General features: G+C 48.9%; 18 protein-coding genes. 15 read left to right on the plus strand and 3 right to left on the minus strand.

The features are described 5' to 3' along the window. Positions 1-20: 20 nt before the first annotated feature. From lgt to folA, 3 genes are read left to right on the plus strand one after another with little or no spacing between them, the layout of a single operon-like run. Positions 21-830: a prolipoprotein diacylglyceryl transferase gene (gene lgt, locus H8792_RS09465; RefSeq protein ID WP_185978711.1), complete on the plus strand. Its 810-nt coding sequence runs from the start codon at positions 21-23 to the stop codon at positions 828-830. A 29-nt stretch (positions 831-859) separates the two neighbouring features. After that, entirely contained in the window at positions 860-1,693 is an 834-nt protein-coding gene (locus H8792_RS09470; RefSeq protein ID WP_185978712.1) for a thymidylate synthase, read from the plus strand. Continuing rightward, positions 1,690-2,178 (plus strand): type 3 dihydrofolate reductase, encoded by a 489-nt coding sequence (gene folA, locus H8792_RS09475; RefSeq protein WP_185978713.1) that lies wholly within the window; start codon positions 1,690-1,692, stop codon positions 2,176-2,178. The genes H8792_RS09470 and folA overlap by 4 nt, the downstream gene beginning before the upstream one ends. A gap of 30 nt (positions 2,179-2,208) precedes the next feature. Here the strand turns inward: folA and H8792_RS09480 are convergent, their stop codons facing one another. Together H8792_RS09480 and H8792_RS09485 are read right to left on the minus strand one after the other, a co-directional pair. Continuing rightward, complete coding sequence (locus H8792_RS09480; protein ID WP_228767060.1) at positions 2,209-3,003, minus strand: iron chelate uptake ABC transporter family permease subunit; 795 nt, start codon at positions 3,001-3,003, stop codon at positions 2,209-2,211. Further along, on the minus strand, positions 2,996-3,880 hold the full coding sequence (locus H8792_RS09485; protein ID WP_228767061.1) for an ATP-binding cassette domain-containing protein: 885 nt from the start codon (positions 3,878-3,880) through the stop codon (positions 2,996-2,998). The genes H8792_RS09480 and H8792_RS09485 overlap by 8 nt, the downstream gene beginning before the upstream one ends. 84 nt (positions 3,881-3,964) lie before the next feature. Between H8792_RS09485 and H8792_RS09490 the strand changes: the two genes are divergently transcribed. From H8792_RS09490 to lpxC, 11 genes are all read left to right on the plus strand, one after another. Then, positions 3,965-4,936, plus strand: coding sequence for a zinc ABC transporter substrate-binding protein (locus tag H8792_RS09490; RefSeq protein WP_185978714.1), 972 nt, complete (start codon positions 3,965-3,967; stop codon positions 4,934-4,936). Continuing rightward, complete coding sequence (locus H8792_RS12770) at positions 4,929-5,717, plus strand: GTP-binding protein (protein WP_185978715.1); 789 nt, start codon at positions 4,929-4,931, stop codon at positions 5,715-5,717. Before H8792_RS09490 ends, H8792_RS12770 begins: the two co-directional genes overlap by 8 nt. Before the next feature lie 119 nt (positions 5,718-5,836). After that, positions 5,837-7,333: a Fe-S cluster assembly protein SufB gene (gene sufB, locus H8792_RS09500; protein WP_185978716.1), complete on the plus strand. Its 1,497-nt coding sequence runs from the start codon at positions 5,837-5,839 to the stop codon at positions 7,331-7,333. A 54-nt stretch (positions 7,334-7,387) separates the two neighbouring features. Then, a complete protein-coding gene (gene sufC / locus H8792_RS09505; protein WP_185978717.1) occupies positions 7,388-8,146 on the plus strand; it encodes a Fe-S cluster assembly ATPase SufC in 759 nt (252 codons plus the stop codon). 17 nt (positions 8,147-8,163) lie between these two features. Then, on the plus strand, positions 8,164-9,468 hold the full coding sequence (gene sufD / locus H8792_RS09510; protein WP_185978718.1) for a Fe-S cluster assembly protein SufD: 1,305 nt from the start codon (positions 8,164-8,166) through the stop codon (positions 9,466-9,468). Between the two features lie 2 nt (positions 9,469-9,470). Further along, complete coding sequence (locus H8792_RS09515; protein ID WP_185978719.1) at positions 9,471-10,700, plus strand: aminotransferase class V-fold PLP-dependent enzyme; 1,230 nt, start codon at positions 9,471-9,473, stop codon at positions 10,698-10,700. A 249-nt stretch (positions 10,701-10,949) separates the two neighbouring features. Next, positions 10,950-12,335, plus strand: a complete 1,386-nt coding sequence (murC, locus tag H8792_RS09520; protein ID WP_185978720.1) for a UDP-N-acetylmuramate--L-alanine ligase — start codon at positions 10,950-10,952, stop codon at positions 12,333-12,335. Between the two features lie 11 nt (positions 12,336-12,346). Next, positions 12,347-13,264: a D-alanine--D-alanine ligase gene (locus H8792_RS09525; RefSeq protein WP_185978721.1), complete on the plus strand. Its 918-nt coding sequence runs from the start codon at positions 12,347-12,349 to the stop codon at positions 13,262-13,264. Positions 13,265-13,270: 6 nt separating this feature from the next. Next, complete coding sequence (locus H8792_RS09530) at positions 13,271-13,969, plus strand: cell division protein FtsQ/DivIB (RefSeq protein WP_185978722.1); 699 nt, start codon at positions 13,271-13,273, stop codon at positions 13,967-13,969. A gap of 77 nt (positions 13,970-14,046) precedes the next feature. Continuing rightward, positions 14,047-15,285, plus strand: coding sequence for a cell division protein FtsA (gene ftsA, locus H8792_RS09535; RefSeq protein ID WP_185978723.1), 1,239 nt, complete (start codon positions 14,047-14,049; stop codon positions 15,283-15,285). Between the two features lie 226 nt (positions 15,286-15,511). Continuing rightward, entirely contained in the window at positions 15,512-16,432 is a 921-nt protein-coding gene (lpxC, locus tag H8792_RS09540) for a UDP-3-O-acyl-N-acetylglucosamine deacetylase (RefSeq protein WP_185978738.1), read from the plus strand. Positions 16,433-16,482: 50 nt separating this feature from the next. Here the strand turns inward: lpxC and H8792_RS09545 are convergent, their stop codons facing one another. Next, on the minus strand, positions 16,483-16,917 hold the full coding sequence (locus tag H8792_RS09545) for a DciA family protein (RefSeq protein ID WP_185978724.1): 435 nt from the start codon (positions 16,915-16,917) through the stop codon (positions 16,483-16,485). Positions 16,918-17,137: 220 nt separating this feature from the next. Here H8792_RS09545 and secA point away from each other — a divergent pair, with 220 nt between their 5' ends. Continuing rightward, on the plus strand, positions 17,138-19,870 hold the full coding sequence (secA, locus tag H8792_RS09550) for a preprotein translocase subunit SecA (protein ID WP_185978725.1): 2,733 nt from the start codon (positions 17,138-17,140) through the stop codon (positions 19,868-19,870). Positions 19,871-19,872 lie beyond the last annotated feature (2 nt).

Genomic DNA, 19,872 nt, shown 5'->3' on the forward strand with positions numbered 1-19,872 from the left:
GCAATGAAGAGCGCCTTCTTATGTGGGAGTATCCGTCTATCGATCCGGTCGCTTTAGCGCTGGGGCCGATTAAAATTCACTGGTACGGTTTGATGTATCTGTTCGCTTTTGGCGGTGGCTGGTTGTATGGCGTGATGCGCAGCAAGCGTCGCCCGCCGTGGAATTCGGAAATGGTCGGTGACCTGCTGTTCTACGTCGCTATGGGCGTGATTCTCGGCGGACGTATCGGTTATATCTTCTTCTATGATTTAAGCCATTATCTTCAAGATCCGCTGGCGATGCTGCGAGTCTGGGAAGGCGGGATGTCCTTCCACGGCGGTCTGCTCGGCGTAACGGTCGCAATGGTTTTGTTTGCACGCAAAACTCAGCAATCGCTGTTTCAGGTGGCCGATTTCGTTGCTCCGTTGATTCCGATCGGATTGTTTACCGGGCGAATCGGTAATTTCATTAACGGTGAACTCTGGGGTAAGGTCACCGACTCTCCTCTGGGGATGGCGGTGTATGATCCGCACTTGCATGCTACGGTTTTAAAGTATCCAACCCAGCTGCTGGAAGCGCTTCTGGAAGGTGTGGTCTTGTTTATCATTCTGGCGATCTATGCGCGTAAGTCGCGTCCAGCAGGCAGTGTCGCCGGGATGTTCCTGATTGGTTACGGTGTTTTCCGTTTTACTGTCGAATTCTGGCGTGTGCCGGATGCTCAGCTTGGTTATCTGCTATGGGGCTGGGTGACGATGGGACAGATCCTGTCCTTGCCGATGATTCTATTCGGTGCCGGTCTGATCTATTGGGCTTATAATCGTAAACAGCCGGTTCAATCGGCAGTGGTGTAAGGTTTTACAAAGAAAAAGAAGAGAGTTTTATGCAGCAGTATTTGCAGTTGTTATCCCATATTCTTGAGAATGGTGCCGATAAGGGAGACCGGACCGGTACCGGTACGCGGTCGGTTTTCGGCTATCAAATGCGTTTCGACCTGCAAAAAGGCTTTCCTTTGATGACGACCAAAAAGCTGCATATTCGTTCGATTCTGCATGAGTTGTTGTGGTTCCTGTCGGGCGATACCAATATCAAATATCTCAAAGACAACGGTGTGCGTATCTGGGATGAATGGGCCACCGAAAACGGTGATCTTGGTCCTCTGTACGGTAAACAGTGGGTTGCCTGGCAGTCTCCGAACGGCGAAGTGATCAACCAGATTGCCGAGGTGGTTGAAACTCTGAAAAGTAATCCGAACAGCCGACGCATGATCGTGACTGCTTGGAACCCGGCCGATCTGCCGGATGAATCCAAAAGTCCGCAGCAGAATGTGCTGGACGGCAAGATGGCGCTGGCAACCTGTCATGCCTTTTTCCAATTCTATGTCGCCGACGGTAAGTTATCCTGTCAGTTGTATCAGCGCAGTGCCGACACTTTCCTCGGCGTACCGTTCAATATCGCCAGCTACGCTTTCCTAGTCCATATGATGGCGCAGCAAACCGGTTACGATGTCGGCGAATTTGTCTGGACCGGCGGAGATGTTCATCTTTACAACAACACCATTGAGCAGGCGAAAATTCAGTTGCAGCGCGAACCTCTGCCGTTACCGACCCTGCACATTAAACGTAAGCCGGAATCGATTTTCGACTACAAGTTCGAAGATTTCGAATTGCTGAACTATCAGGCACACGAACATATCAAAGCGACGGTATCGATATGAGAATCGCCATGATTGCCGCCATGACCGATGAGCGCGTCATCGGCCTGGATAACGATATGCCGTGGCATCTTCCGGATGATTTACGCCATTTCAAAGCCAAGACGACCGGCAAGCCGGTGATTATGGGGCGCAAGACATTCGAATCGATTGGCTCGCGACCTTTGCCGAACCGTCCGAATATCGTCATTAGTCGCAATGCTGAATTGCAACTGGATGGGGTAGCGGTATTCTCTTCGGTTGATGAAGCCTTGCAGAGTCTCGGTGATGTGGAGGAAGCGATTATTATGGGAGGCGGTCAGCTGTATGCACAGATGCTGCCACGAGCCGATCGTTTGTATCTGACATTGATTCATGCGCAAATTGATGGTGATACCCATTTTCCTGACTGGCGGGCGCTTTCCTGGCAAGAGATCGAGCGCGAGAGTCACGCTGTCGACGAGCGGCATGCGTATGCATTCGATTTTGTTACGCTGGATCGTTGTTGACGAACGAATGTTGCCCTGATAAAAAGCGCCTTACATCGGCGCTTTTTTTAATTGCAGTATCGCGAAGAATGCGGTGGCTGCCAGAACGATGGAGGCGCCTGGAGGCAAGTCGAAGTGGTAGGAAGCAAACAGGCCTCCGAGAACGGATAATAAACCGATCAGCATACTGATCAGCAGCATCTTTTCTGGAGTGTCGGAGATGCGTCTCGCCGCCGCCGGTGGAATAATTAGTAGAGATGTGATCAGTAGAATTCCGACGATTTTCATCGATAGCGCAATCATAAACGCCAGCAAGAGGATGTATTGCAGTTGAACCGTCTTAACTGCCGTACCCTCTACCTGTGCCAGCTGTGGATTCAGAGTGATGTTCAGAAGATCGCGCCAGTGGCGCCAGTAAAATAGCAGGATTAAAACTCCGGTGAAAGCGATCAGCCATAGATCGGTTTTGGTAATGCTGAGAATGTCGCCGAACAAATAACCCATAATGTCGATTTGTACGCTGTTCTGCAGGCTAATTAAAACCAAACCGAGGGCGAGGCTGCTATGCGCTAGTATTCCAAGCAGCGTGTCGGAAGAGAGCTGCTTGCTATGGCTAAGGGTAAAGATGCCCCAAGCGATCACCATTGAAACGACGATGACAGTGATGGTCAGGTCGGTTTGGAGTAGCAGGCCTAGGCTGATTCCGAGTAGAGCGGAATGGGCCAGGGTTGCGCCGAAGTAGGACTGTCTTTGCCAGACCATAAACACCCCGAGAGGGGCAGAAATCAACGCCAGTCCGATTCCGCCGAGTAGTGCGAATACCAGAAATTGAGTCATTTCAATCATTGTGCTTACTCTCCCCAGTCTCATCCAGGTGGATATGGTTATGACCGTGAGAGTGGTCGCAGGTGGCTTCGTCGTGGTGGTGTTCGTACACCGCGATCGCTTCGGTGTGTTCGCCGAACAGATCCTGAAATTCTTTGGATTGGCTGACGCTGTGCGGGTGGCCGGAGCAGCACATGTGACGGTTTAAGCACAGAACTTCATCAGTGTGCTTCATAACAATATGCAGATCGTGGCTGACCATTAAAATACCGTAACCTTCGCGATGACGGAGCTGGTTAAGGTACTGGTAAAGTTCGGTTTGGCCTTGAAGGTCGACACCTTGAACCGGTTCGTCAAGCACCAGAAGATCCGGCTCGCGCAGTAGGGCGCGGGCCAGAAGAATGCGTTGCATTTCACCGCCGGAAACCTGCTGAATAGGTTGCTTTAACAGATAGCCGATATTGAGTTCGTCGACGTATTTTTCAAGGTTTGTGGTACTATATTCTCGCCGGAAAAAGCCGCGTTTTTGTATTTTTAGCCCTAATTGCAAAAAGCGTTCGACGGTCATTGGCAAGGTTGGATCGATTTGGATTTTTTGCGGCATAAAGCCGACATTGAGGTGGCGTTTACGAACCACTTTTCCGCTGTCCGGTGTCAAGAGTCCGAGCAGGATTTTCAGAAGGGTGGATTTACCTGCACCGTTTGGGCCTATAAGGGTAACGATTTCTTTTGGATGGATGTTGAGAGAAACATTCTCCAAAACCTGTTGTTTTCCGAAACTGAGATTTAAGTGTTTCGCTTCGATAAGTGGAATAGTGTGCAACGTTGACTCGCTGAAATGATCTAAATCCGTCGCGGCGTATTTCATGAAAATGTGTCTGCCGGACAAAGAGTTCATGGGTTGATTCGGGGTAGCAGGCAGAACCGCTTCCCGAATTGAGTTTTTATTTTAGCGAGTTTTTGAATCTAAGGAAGTAAAGTTTTGAAAAAGCTATTAGGAATGCTGTGTGGTCTTTGGATTCTACCGGCTATGCCTGCCAAGGCAATTAATATTACCGTATCGGTTCCGCCTCTGGCCGGAATGATTGCACCTTTATTGGATCAGGATGACGAGCTTCAGCTGTTACTGACTCCCGGGGCTTCTCCGCACGGTTTTCAATTAAAACCGTCGCATCTGCAGGCGCTGCATACAAGCGATCTGGTAATCACTGTTGGTACGCCGGTCGATGCATGGGCGCAGAAGGTCAAATTGCCGGATGGGCAAACTTTGAGAATGGCGCAACTTGAAGGGATTGAGACGCTGCCTTTCAGAGCCGGCGGAATTTGGCAGAAGGGCGGGCATGTCCATGCTGACGAGCATGAGCACGACGAACATCATGAGCACGAACAGCAGGCTGCCGACAGTCACAAAGAATTGCCGCCTTACGATGGGCATATCTGGATGTCGGTCGATAATGCACGCATTTTGATTCAAGCGGCGTCTCGGAAATTGCAGCAGTTAAAACCGGAATCATCGGCCGAAATTGCACAGCGTACCGAAGATTGGTTGGCGAAAATTTCCGTGCAGGACGTAAAAAATCAAACTATTTTGAACCCTTTTCAAGAAGTGCCTTTCTTGGTCTTGCATGACGCTTTCCATTATTTCGAACATCACTACGGTTTGAATGGTGTCGGTTCAATTCGTCTGAATCCGGAAATCGCTCCGAGTTTAAAACGTATTTTGGAGCTGAGAGCACGCGTGAAGGCCGGTGAAGTTCAGTGTATTTTTAAGGAGCCGCAGTTCCCTGAAAAACGCATTCTGGCCGTTACGAAAGGCCTTGAGGTCAATACGGAAACCCTTGATCCGATGGGGGTGACCTATGCGCCTGAAGGCAAGCAATTTAGCGATTACGATCTCTTTATCGGCGAACTGGCTCGACATATGCAGAACTGCTTTGAGAAAAAACGTGACTGAACGTTTGCCGACAGATGCGGCCCAGTTATTTGTGGTTACCGGTTTACCCGGCAGCGGCAAGCAGAGATTTGCCGCTTTTCTAAGCGAGCATCTTGACCTCAAAGAGTGGCGTGATGACGAAAATAATGCCGACGATAGCGGATTTTTTGCGATTGATCGCGGCATTCAGCCGCCATTTCAGGCTTTTGAAGAGCCTGAAGGGTACAGTTGCCGCGTCCTGTGCGTGGTAGATGCGCGCAGTGAACCTCCAAGAACTGAAGGGCAGTGGGTTTATCAACGTCTGGATTCGCTTTTGCAGTCCAGCGACGCTTTGGTTCTGGCCTTTGCCGACGAGGTTTCGCTGTTGGATCACAACCGCTGGTCGCTGTTCATCAAACATAACTACCCGGATATCAAAGTTTTGCGTTGGGGACGACACGGTCTCGATTCAATGCAATTCCTCTCACCTCCGATGAATCTGCAAGACAAATTGCAGCACTGGCAAGCCGCGCAAATGCAGGTGTTACATTTTCAGTTGGGAAAAGTGGTACTTGACCATCTGGTGATGGTGCTGGACAATGCCCGCCGCAGTTTGGGAATGCAGATTTATCGTGCCAAAGGCGTTTTCCACACTTTGGAGTACGAAAATCTAGTCGCTCTGGAAGCCGGTGTCGAGCGGATCGATACCTATGCCGCCGATAACCAGGATTTTGATCAGTCCGGTTTAGGGAAGCTCTGCCTTCAAGGGATCGATCTGGACTCATCCTGGCTGGAATCGATGTTGCACGCCTGTCGTGTTTAAATCTTTATCGATTCTGCAAAGTTGTTTGTTTTTTTATATCAATAAAATTCCCAAAGCATAGACATTGAATTAATAACCTACTAAAATACTGTGGAATTAAAAATAGACGGTAAAGTTTCATGGCTGAATTAGCAAATGTGACCGATTTGACTTCGGTTGAATCGGAATATGAAGAGATCACAAGCGTATTACAGAAGAACCTGAGCTATCGCGAAGGGTTCGAGACCAAAACTCAGGTAGAAACCTTTGCGAAAGGGATTAACGAAGAGGTGGTTCGAGCCATTTCCGCAAAGAAAAACGAGCCGGAATGGATGCTGGAGTTTCGCTTACGTGCCTTTAAACATTGGCAAACTATGAGTGAACCGCATTGGGCCAAAGCTAAATACGAACCTCTGGATTATCAGGATTACAGCTACTATTCGGCGCCGGAATGCGGCAGTTGCGCCGGAACCTGCTCAACCGAAGAAGAAGCCGGAATCGATCCTGAAGTAGCCAAGGCGTTTGAGATGCTTGGTGTGCCGATTTACGACGATGATGCCAATGTGGCGGTGGATGCGATTTTCGATTCGGTTTCGATTTCCACCACCAAACGTGAAGAGTTGGCGAAGCTGGGTATTATCTTCTGTTCGTTCTCGGAAGCAGTGCAGGATCATCCGGAGCTGGTTCAGAAATATATCGGTACGGTCGTGCCTTATCATGACAACTACTTTGCCGCTTTGAACTCGGCTGTCGCTTCGGACGGAACCTTTGTTTATGTTCCGGAAGGTGTCCACAGTCCGATCGATCTTTCGACCTATTTCCGTATTAATGAAGCCAAAACCGGTCAGTTTGAACGTACCATTCTGGTTGCGGATAAAGGCAGTTATGTAAGCTATCTGGAAGGTTGTTCCGCACCGGTTCGCGACAGCTATCAGTTGCATGCGGCGGTGGTTGAAGTCATCGTGCATGAAGATGCCGAAGTAAAATACTCGACCGTTCAGAACTGGTATCCGGGCGACGAGAACTGCGAAGGCGGTATTTTGAACTTCGTAACCAAGCGCGGTATCTGTGAAGGCAAGAACTCGAAGTTGTCCTGGACTCAGGCGGAAACCGGCTCGGCGATTACCTGGAAATACCCGAGCTGTATCTTGAAAGGCGATAATTCAATCGGTGAATTCTATTCGGTGGCGTTGACTAACCGTCGTCAGCAGGCCGATACCGGAACCAAAATGATCCACCTTGGGAAAAATACCCGCAGTACCATTATTTCGAAAGGTCTGTCGGCTGGTCATAGTGATAACACCTACCGAGGGCTGGTGAAAATTGCCGCTTCTGCGGAAGGTGCGCGTAACTTCACGCAGTGCGATTCCATGCTGATCGGCGATAAATGCGGAGCGCACACTTTCCCGTATATCGAAGTGGAGAACTCGACGGCGCAGATCGAGCACGAAGCGACCACCTCGCGTATCGGTGAAGATCAGTTGTTCTATTGCCAGCAACGCGGTATCAGCGAGCAGGATGCGATTTCGATGATCGTAAACGGTTTCTGTAAAGAGGTATTTAGCGAACTGCCGTTGGAGTTTGCTCAGGAAGCCGAAGAATTGCTGGCGATCAGTCTGGAAGGGTCGGTGGGCTAAACGCTCACACCACCTTGATTAACCGAATTTAAAATTTAAAAGAAGACCATAACAATGTTATTGAAAGTTGAAAATTTACAAGCGGAAATTGAAGACAAGCAAATCTTGAAGGGCTTGAGTATCGAAGTAAAACCGGGTGAAGTTCATGCAATCATGGGGCCGAACGGTGCCGGTAAAAGTACTCTGGCAAGTGTTCTTGCCGGGCGCGAAGACTACGAAGTGACCGCCGGATCGGTTGAATTCAACGGCGAAGATTTGCTGGATATGGATCCGGAAGAGCGTGCGCGTAAAGGTCTGTTTTTGGCGTTTCAATATCCGGTGGAAATTCCGGGTGTCAGTAACAAATTGTTCATGCAGACCGCAGTGAATGCGGTACGCGAAGAGCAGGGCCTGCCGGCTTTGGATATGTTCGATTTCGACGAATATGCCAAAGAGAAGATCGAACTGTTGGATATGCGTGCCGACCTGTTGGATCGTTCAGTGAATGTCGGTTTCTCCGGTGGTGAGAAAAAGCGTAACGACATTTTCCAGATGGCGCTGCTTGAGCCGAAGTTATGCATTATGGACGAGACCGATTCAGGTCTGGATATTGATGCCTTGCGTCTGGTGGCCAACGGGGTAAACAGCCTGAAAACGCCTGAACGTAGCTTTATTATTGTTACTCACTATCAGCGTCTGTTGGATTACATCAAGCCGGATTACGTCCACGTTCTGTATAACGGTCGTATCGTCAAGTCGGGCGGTTTCGAGCTGGTTCACGAGTTGGAAGAGCACGGCTATGACGACATTATTCAGCAACACCAAGAAGCATAATCCGGGGTTGCAGTGTCATGAGTAGAAAAATGTCTCCGGTCGCGAAAAAAGCGGTCGATTTTTATCTGGCCCAATCGCAGGCTATGAATTCGCAAGGCGCACTTGGTGCTTTGCGTCAGCAGGCTTGCGCTCGTCTTGCAGCGGAAGGTTTTCCAACGCTGAAAGACGAAGATTGGCAATACACGCGTTTGAGCGGTTTTTTGCAGAATTTGTTTGCCAACGATCAAGTTCCACAGCTGAGTGCCGAACAGATCACACCTTATTTGCCTGATTTTGACGTCTTCAAACTGGTTTTCGTCAATGGTCGTTTTCAAGCTGCTCTGTCCGACGATGTCAGTCAGCTGCCGAAAGGCGTGAGCTTTGAACCATCTGCAACGTGGCTGACGAATGATGAAAAGGCTGCAAATTTGTTTGTGGACGAAACCGAAATGGCTAAAGAGCCTTTCGCTAACTTGAACTCGGCTCTGATGCAGGACGGTTTTGTCGTGCAAGTGGCAAAAAACGCTTTTATGGAAATGCCGTTGCTGGTTCTTTTCGTACACACCGGTGGTCAGGCCGATCATAGTCGTAATCTGGTGCGTATCGGCGAGAATGCCGAAATCAGCTGGATCGAACGCCATGTCTCTATGGACGCTGCAAGCTTCTGTAATGCGGTAACTATGATCGATGTGGCGCAAAATGCGCGTGTCAATCAGATCGTGATGCAGCAGATGAATGACGACGATTACTATTTTGCCAATCAGTATATTTCTCAAGCCGAGAGCAGTGTTTTCAATACGTTCTTTGTTTCGACCGGCTCACAGATTGCCCGTCATCAGAACCATCTGTATATGAACGGCGAGCACATAGAAAGCAACCAGAACAGCGCTTGTCTGGCAGCGGCAAAGCAGACCGTCGATTCGCGTACTCATACCGAGCATAACGAAGTAGCGGGCTTAAGTCGCCAGTTGCATAAATTCGTCCTGTTCGACGAGGCAGTCGGAGTGTTTAACGGTATGATCCGTGTTGATCAGAAAGCCCAGAAAACTGATGGTCAGATGGATAATAAAAACCTGTTGTTGTCGGACAAAGCCAAGATGGATACCAAGCCTCAGCTGGAAATCTATGCCGATGACGTCCAGTGTTCGCACGGTTCTGCCACCGGACAGATCGATAAAAATCAGATTTTTTACCTGCAGGCACGCGGCATTCATCGCGAACATGCGATTCGCATGATTACCGAAGCTTTCCTATTAGAGCCGCTGGAAGAGTTGTCTAAAGCTCCTGTGCGTAGTTGGCTGATGGCGGAATTGTCACAACAGTTACAGAAAATGAACGGGTAAAAATGCAAAACTCAACAGTCGATTTTTCTCAGGTTCGTGCGCAGTTTCCCATTTTACAGCAGCAGGAAAACGGTCAGCCGTTAGCTTATCTGGATAATGGCGCCACTTCGCAGAAGCCTTTGTCGGTTATTGAAGCACTGGACGACTATTACCGTCTACAGAATGCCAACGTTCATCGCGGGGTCTACGGCTTAAGCGAAAGAGCGACCGAGTTGTACGAAGGTGCGCGTGAAACGGTTCGCGAATTCTTGAATGCCGCTTCGACTCGCGAGATCGTCTTTGTGCGCGGAACGACCGAAGCCATTAATCTAGTCGCCCATAGTTGGGCGCGCGCGCAGCTTAAGGAAGGCGACGAAGTCGTCGTGACTGAAATGGAGCACCACTCGAATATCGTACCTTGGCAATTATTGCGCGATCAGATCGGTATCCGTTTGACGGTTCTGCGTATGAACCAGAAGGGCGAAGTTTGTCTGAATGCCTTGAAAGGGTTGGTTTCGGAAAAGACCAAGTTGCTGGCGGTGACTCATATGTCGAATGCGCTTGGAACCATTAACCCGGTTAAGGAAATGGCGGAAATCGCTCGTTCAGTCGGCGCTAAAATCCTGATTGACGGTGCTCAGGCAACCCCACATATGCAAGTCGATGTTCAGGATCTGGACTGTGACTTTTACGCTTTATCCGGTCACAAGATGTACGGGCCGACCGGTATCGGCGTGCTGTATGCCAAAGAAGCTCTGCTGGAAGCTATGCCGCCATATCAGGGTGGAGGTGACATGATTTACTCGGTGACCTTCGATAAAACGGAATACAATGTTCTGCCGTATAAATTCGAAGCCGGTACACCGCATATTTCCGGTGCGATCGGTCTGGCAGCGGCGATGAAATTTATGCAAGGCATTGGTCTGGACAGAATTTCCGCTTATGAGGCCGAGTTATTGGCGTACGCGACGGAAAAGCTCAAGACGGTGGAAGGTTTGCGAATTATCGGCGAAGCGGAACATAAGGGGGCGGTGGTTTCCTTTATCGTTGACGGGGTTCATCCGCACGATATGGCGACTTTGATGGATCAGGACGGTATTGCGGTTCGCGCCAGCCATCACTGTGCCATGCCGGTTATGCAGCACTTTAAAGTGCCTGCTACGGTTCGCGCTTCTTTCGGTATCTATAATAACTTTGATGATATCGATCGCCTGGTCGCGTCGGTTGAAGAAGCCAAAGAGATGCTGCTATAGGCCGATTTTTACCTTATAAAAGGAGGCAATAAGCCTCCTTTTTTATTTCTACCTTTATTTCCGCTGCTAAGAAACTCTGGATAAGCGATTATGAAAACTAAAGTAGTGACTCAATCCAATTAATGGGTTTCACGGTGTAGATTTTTCCATTCTCAAGCTCTGAGCGACTCATTAGAAAATTCGTTGAAAAGATACAAAGCGTTGTATCATATGCCGATTAAAAATCGCATAGGAAGAGCAGCTCCTCAAATGAAAGACCAAGTTAAGCAGATTCATTTTGTCGGTATCGGTGGTGTTGGTATGGCGGGTATCGCCGAAGTGTGTTTGAACCTCGGATATATCGTCAGTGGTTCGGATATTAAGTGCAATGCCACGGTGGAACGTCTGCAATCTCTCGGAGCTCGGATTCAGATCGGTCATTCGGCCGAACATGTCAAAAATTCGGATGTGGTTGTGGTTTCGACGGCCATCGCGCCAAATAATCCAGAGGTCAGCTGGGCAAGGGATGCACGTATTCCGGTAATTCCGCGTGCCGAGATGCTGGCTGAGCTGATGCGCATGCGATTCGGTATCGCTATTGCCGGAACTCACGGTAAAACGACGACGACCAGTTTGACAGCGGCGGTTCTGACTCAGGGCGGAGTCGACCCGACGTTTGTAATCGGCGGGAAGTTGAACCAGGTCGGTTCGAATGCGCGTCTCGGATCAAGCCATTATCTGGTGGCCGAAGCGGATGAATCTGATGCCTCTTTCCTGCATTTGTCGCCGATGATGTCGGTGGTCACCAATATCGACGAAGATCATATGGATACCTACCAGGGCGATTATCACAACCTGGAAAATACCTTTATCGAATTTATTCATCGCTTGCCGTTTTATGGATTGGCAATTCTATGCGCAGACGATGAAAATATCCGCAATATTGTTCCGAAACTGACACGTAAAATTCTGACTTACGGTTTTTCCGAAGAAGCCGATGTACGCGCGACAAACGTCAAATCCGAGGGTTTGCAAATGAGCTTCGATGTTTGTCTTGATGGGATTGATTGCTTTCCGGTAAGATTAAATACACCGGGCGAGCATAATGTTCTAAATTCCTTGGCGGCGATAGCCGTTGGTTTGCAGTTGGATGTTTCCATAGAAGCGATTCAACAGGGCTTGCTGGAATTTGGCGGAGTTGGCCGTCGGTTTGAAGTTTATCCGCAGCGTTGCATAAAAGGGAAAAATGTCACCTTGGTCGATGACTATGGTCATCATCCGACCGAACTGACGGCGACCTTGACTACTGCACGCAATGCTTTCCCTGAGCAGCGTCTGGTGTTGGTGTTTCAACCGCACCGTTACACACGTACCCGTGATTTGTTTGATGATTTTGTGCAGGCGTTGTTGTTAGCCGATCTGGTGATTTTGACCGAAGTCTATGCTGCCGGTGAAGCGCATCTGCCGAAATTCGATTCCAAGGCGTTACTGAAGGCCTTGCGACTAAGAGGCGGCCAAGGATTCTATGCCGAAGATTTCGATCAGCTTGAGACGCTGGCTGGTGATCTGCTGGAAGATAATGATTTAGTGCTGGTCATGGGGGCTGGTGATATCGGTCAGGTTTCCAAGGCCTGGCAATCGCAACAAGAAGTATAAAAGGAAAAAATATGCCGTTTGGAAAGGTGGCTGTATTAATGGGCGGTAAGGCTGCCGAACGCGAAATTTCCCTGCGAAGCGGCAAGGCGGTAACCGAAGCTTTGCAAGCGCAGGGAATTGACGCGCACGGCCTGGATGTCAAGTCGATTGACGACTTGCAAGAAGTCGCAAAAGAGTACGACCGCGCTTTTATTGCACTGCATGGCCGCTGGGGTGAAGACGGCGTGGTTCAGGCGGTATTGGAAGACCTGGATGTTCCTTTTACCGGTAGTCCGATGGCGCCGTCGGCGATCGCCATGGATAAGTTGCGCACTAAATGGATGTGGCTGGGAGCCGGTTTACCAACCCCGAAATTTGTTCGTGTCAGCGAGAAAATGCCGCTTGATTTAACGGCTTTTGATTTGGACTTTCCGGTGATTGTTAAGCCGTGCCATGAAGGTTCCAGCATCGGTATGCGCAAGGTTTACAACTTGCAAGAGCTGCAGGAAGCTGTGGAGTATGCTCAGCAGTTCGACCATGAAATTCTGATCGAGCAGTGGATTACCGGCAAGGAATATACCGGCGGTGTACTTAATGGCGAAGCTTTGCCGCTGATCCGTTTACAGACACCGCGTGATTTTTACGACTACGAAGCCAAATATCGCTCGAACGACACTCAGTATATCTGCCCGTGCGGTCTAGATGAAGAAGTCGAGTCAGCACTACAGACACTGGTTTTACAGGCGTTTGATGTAATCGGTTCCAAAGGGTGGGGTCGTGTCGATTTGATGGTCGACGAACAGGGACAGCCGTGGCTGATCGAGTTGAATTCCGTGCCTGGTATGACCGATCACAGTCTGGTACCGATGGCGGCCCGTGCCAAAGGGATCTCCTTTGAGGAGTTGGTGCATGAAATCCTTGCGGCGACCCTAGAGAAAAAAGACGGATAGTTGGCAGTGAAAAAACGCTTACTGCGGATTCTTCTGTTATTAGCCCTGCTGGGAGCAGTCGGTGTTCTGCTGGTTTACTCCAGTAAGGAAGATTCGCCTTTTTTCAAACCGATTCAGGATTTTAAGATTCTGACTCCGCTTCAGCATGTTCGTTCCGAAGAGATCAAGGAAGTCCTGCTGCCATATTTGGGCAGCTCGTTCTGGAATGTGCCTTTGGATGAAATCCAAAGTGATCTGGCGCGTTTGGATTGGGTTGATAAGGTAACGGTGACTCGAAGCTGGCCGGATCAGTTGTATATCAGTGTGCAGGAGCAGTTTCCCGTTGCACGCTGGGGTGATGAAGGTCTGGTCAACCGTGAAGGGGTTGTCTTCTATCCGAACGATATTAAGGAGTTTTCCAATCTAATCCGTCTTGACGGCGACCTTAGCCGTTCCTCCGATATCCTGTTGATGCTGACCCGAATCCAGCCGAAAATGAAAGAAGCCGGTTTGGATGTGGCGGCTGTAAAATTACGCGGTGACGGAGTGTGGGATATAGCGATGCAAAACGGCGTTGAAGTGGTTCTCGGTAATGAAAACTGGCAAGAGCACTTGCAGCGTTTTTTGAGAGCTCTGCCGGCGTTGTCCGAAGATTTAAGAAACTCAGCACGCCGTTATGATTTACGCTATAGTAATGGGTTTGTAGTAGGTCAAAAAGACAAATGACGGTGGCTGTCGAAAGCCGAAAATATGTTCTCCGTTGTGTGTCTAAATCAAAGAAGCGTTGAAAAAGGTAAGAATGAATGGCTCGTAAGCAGGCTTCGAATGTTGTCGTCGGTCTTGATATAGGAACCTCTAAAATCGCCGCGGTAATCGGCAAGATTAAATCCGATGGAGAAATTGAAATCATCGGCATGGGAACACATCCGTCCCGTGGGTTGAAAAAAGGGGTTGTCGTTAATATCGATTCGACGGTAGAGTCGATTCAGCGCGCGATAGATGAAGCGGAACGCATGTCCGGCTATACGGTGGAATCGGTGTATGTCGGGATTGCCGGTAGCCATATTCAGAGTTTCAACTCGAATGGTATGGTGGCGATCCGCAATAAGGACGTTCAGTATGACGATATTGAAAGAGTCATGGATGCCGCTCAGACGATGGCGATTCCAGGCGATCAACGCGTTCTGCATATTTTGGCCCAAGAGTATATTATCGATAATCAGGGCGGAATTCGCGAACCGATCGGCATGTCCGGAGTGCGCCTTGAAGCGCGGGTTCACATGGTAACCGGTTCGGTCAGTGCCGCGCAGAACATTGCAAAATGTGTCGAACGTTGCGGGCTTGCCGTAGAAGATATTATTTTGGAGCAGCTGGCTTCCAGCGAGTCGGTATTGTCCGAAGATGAAAAAGAACTCGGTGTCTGTCTGGTGGATATCGGGGGTGGAACAACCGATATTGCGGTTTTCCACAGTGGCGCGATTCGTCATACGGCGGTCATCTCGGTAGCCGGTGATCAGGTTACCAACGATATTGCGGTTGCCCTGAGAACGCCGACTCAGGCTGCCAACGAAATTAAACTGAAATACGCCTGCGCTCTGCCGCAGTTGATCAATCACGACGAAGAAATCGAAGTCCCGAGCGTCGGCGATCGTCCGGCGCGCTGCTTATCACGCCGAACGCTGGTTGAAGTGATCGAACCGCGTTATGAAGAGCTTTTCCAGTTAATTCAGAAAGAGTTGCGTTCTTCCGGTTTTGAGGATGTTTTGGCGGCAGGTATTGTTTTGACCGGTGGCAGTTCATTGGTCGAAGGTGCTGTTGAGCTGGCTGAAGAAGTCTTCCATATGCCGGTGCGTCTAGGCTATCCGGAAGGTGTGACCGGTTTGAGCGAAGCGGTAAATAGTCCGGCGTATGCAACCACGGTCGGATTGTTGATGTATGCGAAAGAGCATAGCAATCTGCCAAGCGAACCGGCCAGAAGTCGCCTGTCGGATACGGCTTCAGTTTTTGAACGTATGAAAAACTGGTTTAAAAACAGTTTCTAAAATCGCCATGTAAAGTGGCATTTGAGCTTCGGTTCTCTATTTCGTAACTAGGGAATTGAGCGCAGTTACCTCAGTTGAATCCGGTGATAGAATAGGCACCGGATTTTTCATTTTTGAAAACTGAGATTTTGACGGGTTTATTGTGTGAAGGATTATCGAATAAACCCTAACAGATAAAATAACCGAAAGCCGCGGGTGGCTTGCATTGAAAGACGAGTTTGAAGTTTTGAATCAAAGAACCATAGCAAATAAGATTAAGGCCAAGGGAATCGGTTTACATACCGGTCACGAAGCGATCATGACCCTGAAGCCGGCACCAGAGAATACCGGAATTGTTTTCCGCCGTATTGATTTGGATCCGGTTGTTGAATTTAAAGTCTCTCCGCAAATCGTTGGGGAAACCACTTTGTGTACGACGATTGTCAATGACGCTGCCGGTGAATTGATCAAGATCGCCACCATCGAGCATTTAATGTCGGCCTTGGCTGGGGTCGGTATCGATAATATCTATATCGAACTGACCTCCGACGAAGTGCCGATTATGGATGGCAGTGCTTCACACTTTATCTTTTTGCTGCAGTCCGCCGGTCTTCATATTCAGGATGCACCGAAAAAATTTATTCGCATTCTTAAGCCGATCAAGGTAGAAAACGAGAAGGGCGGGACTGCGGAGTTCCGTCCGTACGAAGGTTACCGTCTGGATTTTTCGATCCAATTCGAACACCCTGCTTTTCAGGAAACCGCCGAAAATATGATTCTGGAATTTTCCTGCACGTCCTATTTCAAAGAAGTCAGCCGGGCGCGTACCTTCGGTTTTATGAAGGACATTGAGATGTTGCGTGCACGTAACCTTGGGTTGGGCGCCAGCTTGAAAAATGCCATCGGTCTAGACGAGAAGGGAGTCATGAATGCCGAAGGTTTGCGCGATAAAGACGAATTTGTCCGCCACAAAATTCTCGATGCGGTCGGCGATCTTTATATGATCGGTCATCCTATCGTCGGTGAATTCATCGCCTTTAAATCGGGGCATGCTTTGAATAACCAACTGCTTCGTGCGATGTTGGCGCAGCCGGATTCTTACGAATTCGTTTCTTATGAAGAAGGCACTGAACCTTATCGCTATAACAGTACCAAGATTGCCAGCTAAGCGACTTTAAGTTTGCCAGCGTATCAATAAAAAATCCCCGTAGGTTCTGCTTACGGGGATTTTTTTTGTGCCAGTTGACTGAGTTTTTTCAGTGCGGCACTCAATCCCGGAGATTCGATCTCTTCACTGAGCTGTTGCATCATTTGTGCGTCGGATTCGTTCGGCAACTGTCTGGGACGGATTTTTCTTTCCGGTGGTGCCGTCTGTGGGAGAATCTGTACTTTGACCCGGTTGAGGACATAATGCGGAAAATGTTCCTGGAAGCAGCCTAGAATCGTTGGTTCGTAAAACCGCAATTGGGTTGCAAAAACCGCTACATCGATCTGTAAAAGCAGGGTTTGTCCTTCAAAGCCGACACCGACCAGATGCGGTTTTAAATCCTCCGGCAGATTGTCGCGTCCGACCTCAAGCAAGGCCTGAAAGATCTGTGCATCTTCAAGTAAGTTTTTAAGCGCGCCTTTGGCTTGATTTAATATAGGTTTCATCCTGATAAGATTCTGAGGTGTGTTAGAATACTGTGTCATTTTAGCGCAGAAAAATGTCTGGCTTGATATTTCGTTTGCAGGCGGATCGACCCAAAAAATTTCGCAAAACGCTTTTGGCGCTTGAAAGGGATAAAAACATCCCTATTAGAAATGAAATGTAGTTTGAGAGATTCCCCCGCTCTCACTGCGCATATTTTGTTAACCGGAAACCAGATTCACTATGGCCTTTAATATCTTTAAAAAACTTTTCGGCAGCCGCAACGAACGCATGCTGAAAAACTATCGTAAAACTGTCCAAAAAATCAATGCATTGGAAGCGGAACTAGAAGCCTTAAGCGATGAAGAGCTAAGGCAGAAAACCGACTTCTTCAAAAGTGAACTGGCTGCCGGGAAAAGTTTGGATGATATTCTGCCGGAAGCTTTTGCGGTAGTAAGAGAGGCGGGTAAGCGTGTTTTCGGAATGCGTCATTATGATGTGCAGATGATCGGTGGTATGGCGCTGCATGAAGGGAAAATTTCCGAGATGCGGACAGGTGAAGGTAAGACTCTGGTTGCGACCTTGCCGACCTATCTGAACGCTTTGACCGGAAAAGGTGTTCATGTTATTACCGTGAACGACTATCTTGCCAAGCGTGACTCTGACTGGATGGGACAATTGTTTGAATTTCTGGGCTTGTCGACCGGTGTGATCATCAGCGGCCAGTCTCCGCAGGAAAAACAGCTGGCTTACAGCATGGATATTACTTACGGAACCAACAACGAATTCGGGTTCGATTATTTGCGCGACAATATGGCAATCTTTGCCGAAGAGCGCGTAATGCGTGGCCAGCATTATGCGGTTGTCGATGAAGTCGACTCGATTTTGATCGACGAAGCGCGTACGCCGTTGATTATTTCCGGTCCTTCGGAAGATAAATCCGAAATCTATCAGGCGATTAATCCGCTGATCGAGCATTTGGAAAAAGGTGAAGAAGATACCGAAACCAAAACGTCGACCGGTGATTTTACAATTGACGAGAAAGCCAAACAGATCTACCTGACTGATCAAGGACACGCCAAGATCGAAGAACTGTTGACCGAGATCGGCCTGCTACAGGAAGGCGACAGCCTTTATGATGCCACGAATATCGGTCTGATGATTCATATCAATGCAGCCCTTAGAGCCAATCTGCTGTTTGAAAAAGATCGCGATTATATCGTTGAGAACAATCAAGTGGTGATTATCGATGAATTTACCGGCCGCAAGATGGAAGGGCGTCGCTGGAGCGAAGGCTTGCATCAGGCCGTTGAAGCCAAGGAAGGCGTTAAAATCCAGCAAGAAAGTCAAACTTTTGCATCGATTACCTTCCAGAATTATTTCCGTCAGTATGAAAAATTGTCGGGCATGACAGGGACGGCGGATACCGAAGCCGGCGAATTTCTATCGACCTACAGCCTTGAAGTGGTCGTGATCCCTCCTAACAAAACGCCGCAGCGTATTGATTTGCCTGATCTGGTTTATCTGGATATGGAAGGGAAGTTCGCCGCGATCGTCGAAGATATCCGTGTCACTAATGAAACCAAACAGCCGATTTTGGTCGGTACTGCATCGATTGAAATGTCGGAACTTTTGTCGCGGTTATTGACGCAATCCGGAATCAAGCACAATGTTTTGAATGCCAAGCAGCACGAAAGAGAAGCGGGAATTATCGCCGATGCCGGACGTCCGGGAGCCGTGACGATTGCCACTAATATGGCCGGTCGCGGTACCGATATCGTTCTAGGTGGTAATTTGGAGATGGAGATCGAAGCTCTTGATAATCCGACCGAAGAAAAAATCGCTGAAGTAAAAGCCGCCTGGCAAGCACGTCATGATGAAGTATTAAGTTACGGTGGTTTGAAAGTCATCGGCTCGGAACGCCATGAATCTCGCCGCATCGACAACCAGCTACGCGGCCGTTCCGGTCGTCAGGGGGATGTCGGTTTAACGCGTTTCTACTTGTCTTTGGACGACGATTTGATGCGCCGTTTTGCTTCCGAACGCGTTAAGTCGATGATGAAACGTTTGGGTATGTCGTCGAATGAGGCGATTGAACACTCAATGGTTACCAAGTCGATCGAGCGCGCTCAGAAACAGGTTGAGCGTTTGCATCAGGATGAACGTGCCAACCTGTTGAAATTTGACGATATCTCCAATCAACAGCGTAAGGTTGTATATGCGCAGCGCAACGAACTGATGGCTGCAAATAGTGATGATGTCAAAGACATTGTTGACGGTTTGCGTGCTCAGGTAATTGAAGAAGTCATGGGTAATTATGTTCCACCGGGTTCTTTGGAAGAGCAGTGGGATATTCATGGTTTGACTCTGGCGTTGAAAGAGGAATTCGGTGTCGATCTTCCGTTGCAAACCTGGCTTGAGGAAGACAAAAACCTATATGAAGAGAAAATGCTGGATAAAATCGTCGAGACAATGGAGAACATCTACAGTACGAAGATGTCTGTGATTGATGATAAAACCAAGCACCATTTCGAGAAAGAAGTGCTGTTGCGCACCATCGATAAGCAGTGGCGTACACATTTGGCGGAAATGGATTATCTGCGTCGCGGTATCCACCTGCGCGGTTATGCTCAGAAAGATCCGTTCCAGGAATATCGCCGCGAGTCGGCGGAAATGTTCCGCAGCTTCTTGAACGAAGTCACCTTTGAAACGGTTAAGATCCTGTCATTGGTACAAATTCAAGGTTCGCAGGACGTACAGGATTTTGACGATCAGAACGTCCCTCTGGAACTGGATGCCAGCCACCCTGCGGCGGCCGGTATTGCCGATGCAATTCAGTCGCATGCGGAGGAGGAGATCGAGGAAGCTTCCGAAGAAGGAACTTTCCGACGTGAACAGCCTAAGGTTGGACGTAACGATCCTTGCCCTTGCGGTTCGGGAAAAAAATATAAGCACTGCTGCGGAAAATTGAGCTAAGA

The sequence above is a fragment of the Thiomicrorhabdus heinhorstiae genome (assembly GCF_013391765.2).
Taxonomy (GTDB): domain Bacteria; phylum Pseudomonadota; class Gammaproteobacteria; order Thiomicrospirales; family Thiomicrospiraceae; genus Thiomicrorhabdus; species Thiomicrorhabdus heinhorstiae.

Bases quoted from the DNA above. Each gene is read 5' to 3' on its own strand.
- sufB (WP_185978716.1), top strand. From the start codon at position 5,837: ATGGCTGAATTAGCAAATGTGACCGATTTGACTTCGGTTGAATCGGAA.
- H8792_RS09515 (WP_185978719.1), top strand. From the start codon at position 9,471: ATGCAAAACTCAACAGTCGATTTTTCTCAGGTTCGTGCGCAGTTTCCC.
- ftsA (WP_185978723.1), top strand. From the start codon at position 14,047: ATGGCTCGTAAGCAGGCTTCGAATGTTGTCGTCGGTCTTGATATAGGA.
- H8792_RS09470 (WP_185978712.1), top strand. From the start codon at position 860: ATGCAGCAGTATTTGCAGTTGTTATCCCATATTCTTGAGAATGGTGCC.
- H8792_RS09545 (WP_185978724.1), bottom strand. From the start codon at position 16,917: ATGAAACCTATATTAAATCAAGCCAAAGGCGCGCTTAAAAACTTACTT.
- sufC (WP_185978717.1), top strand. From the start codon at position 7,388: ATGTTATTGAAAGTTGAAAATTTACAAGCGGAAATTGAAGACAAGCAA.
- sufD (WP_185978718.1), top strand. From the start codon at position 8,164: ATGAGTAGAAAAATGTCTCCGGTCGCGAAAAAAGCGGTCGATTTTTAT.
- murC (WP_185978720.1), top strand. From the start codon at position 10,950: ATGAAAGACCAAGTTAAGCAGATTCATTTTGTCGGTATCGGTGGTGTT.
- H8792_RS09480 (WP_228767060.1), bottom strand. From the start codon at position 3,003: ATGATTGAAATGACTCAATTTCTGGTATTCGCACTACTCGGCGGAATC.
- secA (WP_185978725.1), top strand. From the start codon at position 17,138: ATGGCCTTTAATATCTTTAAAAAACTTTTCGGCAGCCGCAACGAACGC.
- lgt (WP_185978711.1), top strand. From the start codon at position 21: ATGTGGGAGTATCCGTCTATCGATCCGGTCGCTTTAGCGCTGGGGCCG.
- H8792_RS09525 (WP_185978721.1), top strand. From the start codon at position 12,347: ATGCCGTTTGGAAAGGTGGCTGTATTAATGGGCGGTAAGGCTGCCGAA.
- H8792_RS09485 (WP_228767061.1), bottom strand. From the start codon at position 3,880: ATGAACTCTTTGTCCGGCAGACACATTTTCATGAAATACGCCGCGACG.
- folA (WP_185978713.1), top strand. From the start codon at position 1,690: ATGAGAATCGCCATGATTGCCGCCATGACCGATGAGCGCGTCATCGGC.